Raw genomic sequence first — 12,326 nt, forward strand, 5'->3', positions numbered from 1 at the left:
CAGGTCAACAGCGGGAGGTGAGGATGGCCAGCGAACCGGTTACGGACCCGGGCACGAGCCAGACGGCCCAGTTGCCCCCGGCGCTGCCCGGAGCCACCGGATCCGACCCCGCTCAAGTCCCCGATACGACCAAGTCCAGTGCTTCCCGTCGGGTGCGCGCGCGCCTGGCCCGCCGGATGACCGCGCAGCGCAGTGCGGTCAACCCGGTCCTGGAACCGCTTGTCGCGGTACACCGCGAGATCTACCCCAAGGCCGACCTGCAGTTGCTGCAGCGGGCCTACGACGTGGCCGACCAGCGCCACGCCGACCAATTGCGCAAATCGGGTGATCCCTACATCACCCATCCGCTGGCGGTGGCCAACATCCTGGCCGAGCTCGGCATGGACACCACCACGCTGGTGGCTGCCCTGCTGCACGACACGGTGGAGGACACCGGATACACCTTGGAGGCGTTGACCGCCGAGTTCGGGGCCGAGGTGGGTCACCTGGTCGACGGGGTCACCAAGCTGGACAAGGTGGTGCTCGGCTCGGCCGCCGAGGGCGAGACGATCCGCAAGATGATCATCGCGATGGCCCGCGACCCGCGGGTGCTGGTGATCAAGGTGGCCGACCGGCTGCACAACATGCGCACCATGCGGTTCCTGCCACCGGAGAAGCAGGCCCGCAAGGCCCGCGAGACACTGGAAGTGATTGCGCCGCTTGCCCATCGACTCGGCATGGCGACGGTCAAGTGGGAGCTTGAGGACCTGTCGTTCGCGATCCTGCATCCGAAGAAGTACGAGGAGATCGTGCGACTGGTCGCCGACCGGGCGCCGTCGCGTGACACGTACCTGGCCAAGGTGCGCGCCGAGATCGGCGTGGCACTGAGCGCGATGAAGATCAACGCGGTGGTCGAGGGCCGGCCCAAGCATTACTGGTCGATCTACCAGAAAATGATCGTCAAGGGCCGCGACTTCGACGATATCCACGACCTGGTCGGCGTGCGGATCCTGTGCGACGAGATCCGGGACTGCTACGCGGCTGTCGGCGTCGTGCACTCGCTGTGGCAACCGATGGCGGGCCGGTTCAAGGATTACATCGCCCAGCCTCGCTACGGCGTCTACCAGTCGCTGCACACCACGGTGGTGGGGCCAGAGGGCAAGCCGCTGGAGGTGCAGATCCGCACCCGCGACATGCACCGCACCGCTGAATACGGTATCGCGGCGCACTGGCGTTACAAAGAAGCCAAGGGCCGCAACGGAGTTCCGCACAGCCACGCCGCCACCGAGATCGACGACATGGCCTGGATGCGCCAGTTGCTCGACTGGCAGCGGGAGGCTGCGGACCCCGGCGAGTTCCTGGAGTCCCTGCGTTACGACCTTGCGGTCAAGGAGATCTTCGTCTTCACCCCCAAGGGCGACGTGATCAACCTGCCGACCGGGTCGACGCCGGTCGACTTCGCCTATGCAGTGCACACCGAGGTGGGGCACCGCTGTATCGGGGCCCGGGTCAACGGCAGGCTCGTCGCGCTGGAGCGCAAGCTGGAGAACGGCGAAGTCGTCGAGGTGTTCACCTCAAAGGCCCCCAACGCCGGACCGTCACGCGACTGGCAGACGTTCGTGGTGTCGCCGCGGGCCAAGGCCAAGATCCGGCAGTGGTTCGCCAAGGAACGCCGCGAAGAAGCCTTGGAGTCCGGTAAGGACGCCATCGCGCGGGAAGTCCGCCGGGGCGGACTTCCGTTGCAGCGCTTGATCAATGCCGATTCCATGGGCGCGCTGGCCCGCGAACTGCGCTACACCGACGTCTCCGCCCTCTACACCGCGGTCGGTGAGGGCCACGTCTCGGCGCGCCACCTCGTGCAGCGTCTGCTTGCCCAGTTCGGCGGCGACGACGCGGCCGAGGACGAACTCGCCGAGCGTTCCACACCTTTGACCATGCCGGTGCGTCAGCGCAGCACCGACGACACCGGCGTCGCGGTGCCGGGAGCACCCGGAACTCTGACCAAGCTCGCCAAGTGTTGCACCCCGGTGCCGGGCGACACCATCATGGGCTTCGTGACCCGCGGTGGCGGCGTCAGCGTGCACCGCACCGACTGTACGAATGCGGCTTCGCTGCAACAACAGTCGGAGCGCATCATCGAGGTGAACTGGGCGCCGTCGCCGTCGTCGGTGTTCCTGGTGGCCATCCAGGTCGAGGCGCTGGACCGGCACCGTCTGCTGTCCGACGTGACGCGGGTGCTGGCCGACGAGAAGGTCAACATCCTCTCGGCATCGGTGACCACCTCCAACGACCGGGTGGCGATCAGCCGGTTCACCTTCGAGATGGGCGATCCCAAGCACCTCGGCCACCTGCTGAGCGTGGTGCGCAATGTGGAAGGCGTCTACGACGTCTACCGCATCACCAGTGCGGCCTGATCGCGCCGCCGTGCCAGGTAGACCACCCCGGCCACGGTGATCGCCAGGACGCCCATCCCGACCACGATGATGAGCACGCGCAGCATCTTGGCGATCGCCGCCGCCGGCAGCGTCGCGTCCTGGGAGGTTTCCAGCGACAACGAGAACGGCAACGAGCCCGATTTCAGGACGCCGGCCAGTTCGCGCGCCGAATCGGCGGTGAAGTTACCCGTGATCTGAACCCGGCCGCCGGTGATGGCCTCACGGATCTCTGGTGCGCTGACCACTCGGGTGTCCAGGGTAAATGCGGTCTGGGTGCCGATGTTGGCGGAGGTGAAGTCGGCCCATGTCTTCGTTCCGGCGCCGCTGAGCGCCACATCGACGGCGTATTGTCCCGCGTCTCTGCGGTAGCCCGAATCGGCGTCGCTGATCTCCGCGCCGGTCATCACGGATTTGCCGAGCAGGTAGACGGTTTCCCCGTCGGTGGAGCAGGTGATCAGCGGCAGGTCGGGGTCGTCGTGGCCGGCGAGCACGTCGTCGTCATCGCCGCAGCGGCTGGCCTGGTACTGCAGCGCCAGGATCTGGATCGACGGGTTGGTGCTCTGCCGGAGTTCCTTCTCGTCGGAAATCCGTTGTGCCTGAGCGGGTTTCGTAACGCCGGGGGCGGGTGTCGCCGGGGGTGACGAGGATCCGGTCTTGGCGGCCATCGCGTGGACCACCGGACGAATCGTCAGCCGTCCCGGCATGGCGATGTCCCGGAGCGCGTCGGGGTCACGACTCGGGACCGTCACCACCAGGGTGTCTCCGTCGACACCCACTTCGGATCCGGAGAACCCGATCTCGTAGAGGCGCTTCTCGACGACCGCCCGCGCTCTCGCCACGGCGTCAGGTGACGATGGCGAGCCGTCTGCCGTCGCGGTCGAATACGTCATCCGGGTGGCTTCGCGGTTCTCCCAGATGTGCCGCGTCAGAAACACCGCTGTCGCGTAGCCGCACATCAGTACCGCCAGGAACAGCACCCCGAGCGTGCGGGTCAACGCGGTGGTGCCGTTGGGCTGGGGTGGCGGTGGGAACTGGGATGGAACTGGATAGGACACCGCAATCTCCTCGCCCGGGTCAGTCCACGCTCGCCGATGTGATCGTCACCGGCGCGGCGGGCCTGCCGTCGTCGCTGCCGTCGGCAACCCCGCCCGCGGCGATCGCGTCGAGTGTGGCCAGTCCGGTCTGGTCGACGGTGCCGAACACCGTGTATGTCGGCGGCAGGAACGAATCCTCGTACACGAGGAAGAACTGGCTGCCGTTGGTGCCCGGGCCGGAGTTGGCCATCGCGACGGTGCCACGCGGGTAGACCACCGGCCGCTGCACGGCTGGGTCGGAGAGCCGGTACTGGTTGGTCGGATACTCGTTGGGGAACCGGTAACCGGGCCCGCCGGTTCCACTGGCCGACGGGTCGCCGCACTGCAGTGTCGCGAGGTCGCCGGTGGTCAGCCGGTGGCACTGGGTACCGTCGAAGAATCCCTGCCCGGCCAGGCTCGCGAAGTTGTTCACCGTGCACGGCGCCTTGCCGTTGGCGAGCTTGAGGCCAATGCTGCCGCGGTCGGTGACGATGCCTGCGGGCACCGTGGCAGGTTCGGTCGACACCGTGCCGGTGCGCGGCGGGGTGGCCCGCTTGGTGGCAGGTTCGGTGGTGGCCGGGTACTGGCAGTTGGCGCCGAGGTTCTGTGGCGGTGCGAATTCGGGGAGTTCCTGGCCGGTACCCGGGGAGGCCGTGTAGCGGTCCTGGCGCGGCATGTTCTCCGCGGCCTTGACGACGATGACGGCGAAGACGACCGTCAGCACGACCGCCACGAGGGCCAGTGCCGTCATCACGTACCCGATGACGAGGCCCGTGATCGCGAGGCCGCGACCCTGCTCACCGCTGCGTTTGAGCTGCGACAGCGAGATGTGCCCGAACACGATGCCCAGTGGCGCGAACACGACCGAGCACACCAGTGCGGCGACCGCCATGCCGTTGGTGTGGGCAGGCGGGGGATACCCGGCCGGATATCCCACCGGGTATTCCGACGGGTAACTGGGATGCTCCGGCTGGTAACCGCCGTAGGGTGGCGGGAGAGTCAATGGGGGACTAATCCAGAGCCACAGACTTCAGCTGAACATCGAGCGTCGGCTTACCGTCGGCTCCGCCTCCGGCCACACCGGCCGCGGCGATCTTGTCGAGGGTGGCCAGGCCGGTGTCATCGATCTTGCCGAACACCGTGTAGTTCGGGGGCAGTTGGGAGTCCTGGTACACCAGGAAGAACTGGCTGCCGTTGGTGTTGGGCCCGGCGTTGGCCATCGCCACCGTTCCGCGCGGATACACGACCGGCTTCTGCAGCGCCGGGTCGTCCGGCTGGAACTGGTTGGTGGGGTACTCGTTGGCGAACTGGTAGCCGGGGCCACCGGTGCCCTGGCCGGTCGGGTCACCGCACTGCAGCACGGAGATACCGCTGGTGGTCAGCCGGTGGCACGGGGTGTCGTTGAAGTAATTCTGCCCGGCCAGGCTCGCGAAGCTGTTGACCGTGCACGGGGCCTTGCCGTTGTCGAGCTGGAGCCCGATATTGCCCTGGGTGGTGACCATGCTGACGCTGACCGTGGCCGGATCGGTGGGGACCTTTCCGGTGCGCGGCGGGGTGGCCGACTTGCTGGCAGCCGCGGCGGCCGGGTACTGGCAGTTGGCGCCCAGGTCGGCGGGTGCGGCGAAGGCCGGCAGCTGACCTTCGGCGGCAGGCTGGGCAGGCGTGCCCGACGTTGCGGTGGTGGTGGACGCCGAGGCGGTGGTACTGCCCGAGTCCTTGCTGGTGAAGACGAACGTGGCCACGACGGCCCCGACGACGACGAGGGCTGCGACCGCGGTCCCCGTGATGGTCAGGATGCGTCGTTTGCGTTCCTGGGCGGCGCGACGTTCCAGCTGGCGCTCCAGCTTGCGCTTGGCCGTCGCACGCCGTTGTTCGTTGGTCGGCACCGCGGCAGTCCTCCTTGTAGGCGGGTGAGGTTGGCCACGAGTCTGCCAGGCGAATCTGGATGCCGGTTCTGCGACCCGCGGGAACCGCAAGGTCGCGGCACATCGGGGAAGCGGCCACGTGGGAAACTGGGGCCGTGTTCATTACCGGATTTCCGGCCGGGATGCTGGCGTGCAACTGCTACGTCCTGGCCGAGCGACCAGGAGCCGACGCGATCGTCGTCGATCCGGGTCAGCGGGCGATGGACCGGCTGCGCCGGATTCTCGACGAAAACCGCCTGACCCCGGCGGCGGTCCTGCTGACCCACGGTCACATCGATCACATCTGGTCGGCCCAGAAGATCGCCGACACCTATGGCTGCCCCGCCTACATCCACCCCGAAGACCGCTTCATGCTGACCGATCCGATCAAGGGATTCGGGCCGCGCCTCGCCCAATTGGCGTTCGGTGTGCTGTTCTCCGAGCCCAGACAGGTTGTCGAGCTGGACCGCGACGGCCAGGTACTCGATCTCGGCGGCGTCTCGGTCACCGTCGACCACACGCCGGGCCACACCAGGGGATCGGTGGTGTTCCGGGTCTCGGGCGGGCCGGAGAAAGCATCGGACGCCCAGACCGTGTTCACGGGCGATACGCTGTTCCGGTCCTCGGTGGGCCGCACCGACCTGCCCGGTGGCAGCGGACGTGACCTTCTCGAGTCGATCGTGACAAAGCTGTTGGTACTCGACGACGACACCGTGGTATTACCAGGGCACGGCCCGCGCACGACCATCGGGCAAGAACGCCGTACCAACCCGTTTCTCGAAGGTTTGACTCTGTGACTTCTGCATTCCAGGCGCCCAAGGGCGTGCCCGACTATCTTCCGCCCGAGTCGGCACAGTTCGTGGCGGTGCGAGACGGTCTGTTGGCCTCGGCGCGTCGCGCCGGCTACGGCGACATCGAGCTGCCGATCTTCGAGGACACCGCGCTGTTCGCCCGCGGTGTGGGCGAGTCCACCGACGTCGTGTCCAAGGAGATGTACACGTTCGCCGACCGCGGTGACCGCTCGGTGACCCTGCGCCCCGAGGGCACCGCAGGGGTGATCCGCGCGGTGATCCAGCACCGGCTGGACCGGGGCGCGCTGCCGGTCAAGCTCTGCTACGCCGGCCCGTTCTTCCGCTACGAACGCCCCCAGGCCGGGCGTTACCGTCAGCTTCAGCAGGTCGGCGTCGAGGCCATCGGGATCGACGACCCGGCACTTGACGCCGAGGTGATCGCGGTGGCCGACGCCGGGTTCCGGTCGTTGGGCCTGGACGGGTTCCGGTTGGAGATCACCTCGCTGGGCGATGACTCCTGCCGGCCCGCGTACCGGGAGCTGCTGCAGGAATTCCTGTTCAAGCTGGATCTCGACGAAGACACTCGGCGACGCGCCGAGATCAACCCGCTGCGGGTGCTCGACGACAAGCGGCCGCACATACGGGAGATGACGGCCGACGCCCCGCTGATGCTCGACCATCTGTCGGACAGCGCCAAGGCTCACTTCGAGGTGGTGCTGGCACACCTCGACGCACTCGGCGTGCCTTATGTGATCAACCCGCGGATGGTGCGCGGGCTGGACTACTACACCAAGACCACCTTCGAGTTCGTGCACGACGGACTGGGCGCACAGTCCGGCATCGGCGGCGGTGGCCGTTATGACGGTCTGATGAGTCAGCTCGGTGGTCAGGACGTCTCGGGGATCGGCTTCGGCCTCGGTGTCGACCGCACGCTGTTGGCGCTGGAGGCCGAGGGCAAGACGGTGGCCGGGGTGGGGGGCATCGACGTGTTCGGTGTGCCGCTGGGCGATGCGGCCAAGCTCGAGCTCGCCAAGCTGGCCGCGCGGCTGCGGGCCGGCGGCGTGCGCGTCGACCTCGCCTACGGTGACCGCGGGCTCAAGGGCGCGATGAAGGCGGCCGACCGCTCCGGAGCCAAATACGCTCTGGTGGCCGGCGACCGCGACATCGAAGCCGGCACGGTCGGCCTCAAGGATCTCTCGACCGGCGAGCAGATCGATGTCGCCGCCGATTCCGTTGTGGCCGAGGTCCTTTCCCGCCTCGCCTGACCGTCACGGGGGATCAGATGGCCATGGCGGCGCGGACGTCGGCCTCCGAAGTCGAGCCACCGGCGCCGCTGGAGGTGACGCGGCCGGACTCCAGGATGTAGTAGCGCTGAGCGGATTCCAGTGCGAACCCGATGTGCTGCTCCACCAACAACACGCCCAGATCGCCGCCTGCTGTCAGCGAGGTGATCGCGGCTTCGATCTCGGCGACCACCGACGGCTGGATCCCCTCTGTCGGCTCGTCGAGGATCAGGCACTTGGGCGTGGTGATCAACGCCCTGGCGATCGCGAGCTGCTGCCGCTGTCCGCCCGAAAGGAGGCCGGCCCGCCGGTTGAGCAGCTCCTTCAGCGCGGGGAACAGGTCCAGTTGCTCGTCGATCAGCGCCTTGCCGTTTCGACGGCCGTCGGCGACCACCTGCAGGTTTTCCGCGGTGGTCAGCTGGCCGAACGACTGCTGTCCCTGGGGCACGTACGCCAGGCCGCGGGCCACGCGCGCGCTCGGTCGCAATCTGGTGATGTCCTCGCCATCGAAAAGGACTTTGCCCGCAGTGCATTTGAGTAGTCCTACAGCCGCCCTCAACAGCGTCGTCTTACCGGCGCCGTTGTGCCCCATCACCGCCGCGACACCGTCGGACGGCACTGCGATGCTGGCGCCGTGGATCACTTCGGAGCGACCGTAACCGGTCCGGACATCAAGCATTTCGAGCATCAGGCGATTCCTTCCACGCCGGCCGCGGCGGTGCCGAGGTAGACCTCTTGGACCTTCGGGTTGGCCTGTACCTCGGCAACTGACCCCTCGGCGATCACCTTGCCGCGGGCCAGCACCGTCACCGAGGTGGCGAATGCCCGCATGAAGTCCATGTCGTGCTCGACCACGACGACGGTGCGCTTTCCGCCGATGCGGCGCAACAGGTTTCCCGTCTCCTCACGTTCCTCGTGACTCATCCCGGCCACCGGCTCGTCGAGCAGTAGGACCTCGGCGTTCTGCACCAGCAGCATGCCGATCTCCAGCCACTGTTTCTGCCCGTGAGCCAGGACGCCGGCCGGCTGGTCCGCGAGATCTACCAGCCCGGTGGTTTCCAGGGCTTCTTCGATGGCGGGCAGGATGCCGCGCCGCCGGCGCAGCAGGGTCCAGGAGGAGCGACCGGCACCCGCGGCGATGTCGAGGTTCTGCAGCACAGTCAGTTGTTCGAACACGCTGGCGGTCTGGAATGTGCGGCCCACACCTGCCCGGGCGATCTGGTGCACCTTCTTGCCGAGCAGTTCCACCCCCGACTTGTTCACCGAACCGGTGGCGCCCACCAGTCCGGTGATGGCGTCGATGACGGTCGTCTTTCCCGCACCGTTGGGTCCGATCAGGAAGCGCAGATCTCCCTGGAACAGCGTGAGATCAACATCGCTGACCGCCTTGAATCCATCGAAATCGACCGTGAGGCCCCGGACTTCAAGGTATTCGGCACCCATGCCCGCGTTGCCGCCGGCCAACGGCTTCGGTGTGGATTCTGCCTCCTCGGTTTCCGTCACGATGCGGCACCTACTTTCTCGGCATCGGAATCGGTGTCCGGTGCCGTCTCAGGGTGGGAGTCGTCGGCATCGTTTTCGGCAGACCGCTTGCGCCGCCACCGGGAGAACAGCACACCGAGGCCGGCCAGGCCGGCGGGGAAGAAGCCGACCACGACGATGAAGAGCAGGCCCTGGGCGTAGATCCATCCGGACGGAAACCGTTCGGAGAACAGGGTTTGCGCCCAAGCGACGCCTATGGCGCCGAGGGCCGGGCCGAGCAGTGTCGTGCGTCCGCCGATCGCGACCCCGATCAGGAACGCGATGGATGGCACGATGCCGACTTGCGATGGCGCGATGAATCCGACGATCGGCACGAACAAGGCACCGGCGATGCTGGCGAACAATGCGGCCAGGGTGTACGCCACGACCTTGATGTTGGCCGGGTCGTAACCCAGGAACCGCACGCGCTCCTCACCGTCACGCACGGCAACCAGCAACTCGCCGTAGCGGCTGTACATCAGTTGACGGACCACGGCCACCACGATCAGCAGCGTGGCTGCCGCGATGAAGTACACCATCCGCTTGTTGGCCGGGTCATTGAGGTTGAACCCGAAGAAGGTCCGGAAATTGGTCAACCCGTTGCTTCCGCCGAGGCTCGTCTGGCCGACGAGCAGGATCGCCAGTGCCGCAGCCAGTGCCTGCGACAGGATCGCGAAATAGGCGCCCTTGACGCGTCTTTTGAACACGCCGAATCCCAGCAGCGCCGCGATACCCGCCGGGATCACCAGGATCGCGAACAGTGTGAAGGCCGGGGAGGCGAACGGTGCCCAGTAGCCGGGCAGTTGGCGCACCCCGGCGATCTGCATGAAGTCGGGCACATCATGGCCACGGATCTGGGCATCGGCGATCTTGAGGTGCATACCCATCAGGTAGCCACCGAGGCCGAAGAACACGCCCTGCCCAAGCACCAGCATTCCGCCACGGCCCCAAGCCAATCCGATACCCACCGCCACGATGGCAAAGCACAGGAACTTGCCGAGCAGGCTGAGCCGGAAGTCGGACAGCGCCACCGGTGCCACCCCGAACAGCACCACCGCGGCGAGCGCGAAACCTGCCCAGGTTTGCCAACGTCCCAAGAATCTCGTCACACCAGACTCCTCGTTCGAACGGTGAACAGCCCCTGCGGGCGCACCTGCAGGAAGATCACGATGATGACGAACACGATCACCTTGGCCAGCGACGCTGTGGTGCTGTACTCGATGAACGAGTTCAGGAAGCCCAGGGTCAGCGCCGCGATCACGGTGCCCTTGATCTGACCGAGACCGCCAACCACGACCACCAGGAACGCATCGATCAGGAAGCTCTGGCCGATGGTCGGACTGGTGGAGCCGATCAGCGTCAGTGCCACACCGGCCACCGCGGCCAGGCCGGACCCGATGAAGAAGGTGGTGATATCGGTTCTGCGCGAAGAGATGCCGCTGGTCTCCGCCAGATCCCGGTTCTGGACCACTGCCCGGATCCGCCGGCCCATCGGGCTGGTCTTGAGCACGGTGGCCAGCACCGCCACGCACACGACAGCCAGCACCAGGATGAATATGCGGGTCTTGGGCACCACGGCGCCGAGAATCTCGACCCCACCCGAGAGCCATTCCGGAGCAACGACATTGACCGCAGGCGCACCGAAGATGTCGCGGGCCACCTGTTGCAGGATCAGGCCGACACCGAATGTGACGAGTAGCGTGTCAAGCGGACGGCCGTACATCCGCTGGATGAGCGTCACCTCGAGGAGTGCGCCCATCGCACCGCCGACAAGGAAGCCGACCACGAGCGAGATCAGCAGTGAGGCACCTGCATTGGTGATGAGTTGCTGAACCACATAGGCGGTGTAGCAGCCGGCCATGATGAACTCGCCGTGCGCCATGTTGATGACGCCCATCTGGCCGAAGGTCAGGGACAGGCCGAGCGCGGCCAGCAACAGGATTGAGCCGAGGCTCAATCCTGTTGCCAGCTGGCCGATAAGGATATCCATCTAGCCGGACAGCCCCGCAGCCCACGGGTAGGACTTCAGGTACGGGTCCGGATCGATCGGGCCCTTGGACTCCCAGATCGTGTAAATCAGACCGTCAGGGCGGATCTCGCCGATCCGTGCGGTCTTGGTGATGTGGTGGTTCTCGCCGTCGATCGTGACCTTGCCTTCAGGGGCGTCGAAGCTGACACCGTTCGCGTTCTCCTGAATCGCCGCGACATCGAACGACTTGGCCTTCTCGACGGTGTTCTTCCACAGATAGACCGAGACGTAGGCGGCTTCCATGGGATCCGAGGTCGGTTTCTTGGGATCCTTGACGAAGTCCTTGTAGGCCTTGACGAAGGCGTTGTTCACCGGGGTGTCGATCGTCTGGTAGTAGTTCCATGCGGTCAGCTGGCCGGTGACGTTCTGCACACCGATCCCGCCGACTTCTTCCTCGGCGATCGAGACCGAGACCACCGGCATCTCCTGCGGGGTCAGCCCCACGTTCTTGTATTCGCGGAAGAACGCCACATTCGAGTCGCCGTTGAGCGTGTTGAACACGGCGTCGGCGTCGGCACTGCGGACCTTGTTGACGATGGTGGAGAAGTCGGTCGAGCCCAGCGGGGTGTAGTCCTCGCCTTTGATCTCGATGCCGTTCTCCTTGGCGTAGGCCTTGATGATCCGGTTGGCCGTCTGGGGGAACACATAGTCACTGCCCACGAGGTAGAGCGACTTGACGCCCTTCTCCTTGAGGTAGTCCAGCGCCGGGACGATCTGCTGATTGGTGGTGGCGCCGGTGTAGAAGATGTTCTTGCTCGACTCAAGGCCCTCGTATTGCACCGGGTAGTACAGCAGCGCGTTGGCGCTCTCGAACACCGGAAGCATTGCCTTGCGACTCGACGACGTCCAGCCGCCGAACACCGCCGCCACACAGTCGCTGCTGATCAGTTTCTCGGCCTTTTCGGCAAACACTGTGGGCTCCGAAGCGCCGTCCTCACCGATCAGCTCGATCTGTTTGCCCAGAACGCCGCCCTTGGCGTTGATCTCCTCGACCGCGAGCTTGATCGAGTCGCGCACCGTTACCTCGGAAATGGCCATCGTGCCCGACAGCGAGTTCAACGACCCGACCTTGATTTTCGGGCCGGATGTGTCCACACAGGATGCCGCGTTTGCTGTGTCGCTGTCGCTCGCCCGGCTGCCGCAGCCCGCCAGTAACAAACCGGCGACGGCAATCAAACTCCCTGCAGCCAACGTCGACCGGCGCAACGGGGCACGTCCTGGATCTCGCATGGGCGACCTTTCCCTTTGATTGCAGCGCTTCTCGGCCGATCACGGTCGGCGGCGTGCAAGAGCTTGAACACACGGTGCGTG

Annotated in this window: 11 protein-coding genes; 3 read left to right on the forward strand and 8 right to left on the reverse strand. The window is 66.2% G+C overall.

Annotation, left to right across the window (positions count from 1 at the left end):
- Nucleotides 1-23: 23 nt before the first annotated feature.
- The gene (locus tag ACZYZF_RS02060; RefSeq protein ID WP_463745687.1) at nucleotides 24-2,393 is read left to right on the forward strand and encodes a RelA/SpoT family protein; all 2,370 of its coding nucleotides are present in this window, start codon (nucleotides 24-26) and stop codon (nucleotides 2,391-2,393) included.
- Here ACZYZF_RS02060 and ACZYZF_RS02065 read toward each other — a convergent pair.
- The 3 genes from ACZYZF_RS02065 to ACZYZF_RS02075 are packed head-to-tail and all read right to left on the reverse strand — an operon-like array spanning nucleotide 2,369 to nucleotide 5,373.
- A complete protein-coding gene (locus tag ACZYZF_RS02065; protein WP_463834384.1) occupies nucleotides 2,369-3,469 on the reverse strand; it encodes a preprotein translocase subunit SecD in 1,101 nt (366 codons plus the stop codon). The genes ACZYZF_RS02060 and ACZYZF_RS02065 overlap by 25 nt on opposite strands.
- A 19-nt stretch (nucleotides 3,470-3,488) precedes the next feature.
- The gene (locus ACZYZF_RS02070) at nucleotides 3,489-4,490 is read right to left on the reverse strand and encodes a peptidylprolyl isomerase (protein ID WP_463834386.1); all 1,002 of its coding nucleotides are present in this window, start codon (nucleotides 4,488-4,490) and stop codon (nucleotides 3,489-3,491) included.
- A gap of 7 nt (nucleotides 4,491-4,497) precedes the next feature.
- Nucleotides 4,498-5,373, reverse strand: a complete 876-nt coding sequence (locus tag ACZYZF_RS02075) for a peptidylprolyl isomerase (RefSeq protein ID WP_463745690.1) — start codon at nucleotides 5,371-5,373, stop codon at nucleotides 4,498-4,500.
- A gap of 134 nt (nucleotides 5,374-5,507) precedes the next feature.
- Between ACZYZF_RS02075 and ACZYZF_RS02080 the strand changes: the two genes are divergently transcribed.
- Nucleotides 5,508-6,188, forward strand: a complete 681-nt coding sequence (locus ACZYZF_RS02080; protein ID WP_463834387.1) for an MBL fold metallo-hydrolase — start codon at nucleotides 5,508-5,510, stop codon at nucleotides 6,186-6,188.
- Nucleotides 6,185-7,447: a histidine--tRNA ligase gene (gene hisS / locus ACZYZF_RS02085; RefSeq protein ID WP_463834388.1), complete on the forward strand. Its 1,263-nt coding sequence runs from the start codon at nucleotides 6,185-6,187 to the stop codon at nucleotides 7,445-7,447. The genes ACZYZF_RS02080 and hisS overlap by 4 nt, the downstream gene beginning before the upstream one ends.
- 13 nt (nucleotides 7,448-7,460) lie before the next feature.
- On the opposite strand, the gene urtE is transcribed toward hisS, so the two are convergent.
- Genes urtE through urtA form a run of 5 tightly spaced genes read right to left on the reverse strand, consistent with a single transcriptional unit; the run spans nucleotide 7,461 to nucleotide 12,245 of the window.
- Complete coding sequence (gene urtE, locus ACZYZF_RS02090; RefSeq protein WP_463745693.1) at nucleotides 7,461-8,153, reverse strand: urea ABC transporter ATP-binding subunit UrtE; 693 nt, start codon at nucleotides 8,151-8,153, stop codon at nucleotides 7,461-7,463.
- Nucleotides 8,153-8,908 carry an urea ABC transporter ATP-binding protein UrtD gene (gene urtD, locus ACZYZF_RS02095; RefSeq protein WP_463835109.1) on the reverse strand — a complete coding sequence of 252 codons (756 nt, stop codon included), beginning with the start codon at nucleotides 8,906-8,908 and terminating at the stop codon, nucleotides 8,153-8,155. The genes urtE and urtD overlap by 1 nt, the downstream gene beginning before the upstream one ends.
- Nucleotides 8,909-8,964: 56 nt before the next feature.
- Nucleotides 8,965-10,095, reverse strand: a complete 1,131-nt coding sequence (urtC, locus tag ACZYZF_RS02100; protein ID WP_463745694.1) for an urea ABC transporter permease subunit UrtC — start codon at nucleotides 10,093-10,095, stop codon at nucleotides 8,965-8,967.
- Nucleotides 10,092-10,976 (reverse strand): urea ABC transporter permease subunit UrtB, encoded by an 885-nt coding sequence (gene urtB, locus ACZYZF_RS02105; protein ID WP_463745695.1) that lies wholly within the window; start codon nucleotides 10,974-10,976, stop codon nucleotides 10,092-10,094. The genes urtC and urtB overlap by 4 nt, the downstream gene beginning before the upstream one ends.
- Nucleotides 10,977-12,245 carry an urea ABC transporter substrate-binding protein gene (gene urtA, locus ACZYZF_RS02110; RefSeq protein ID WP_463834389.1) on the reverse strand — a complete coding sequence of 423 codons (1,269 nt, stop codon included), beginning with the start codon at nucleotides 12,243-12,245 and terminating at the stop codon, nucleotides 10,977-10,979.
- Between the last annotated feature and the right edge of the window lie 81 nt (nucleotides 12,246-12,326).

The organism is Mycobacterium sp. IDUB_24 (assembly GCF_055419385.1).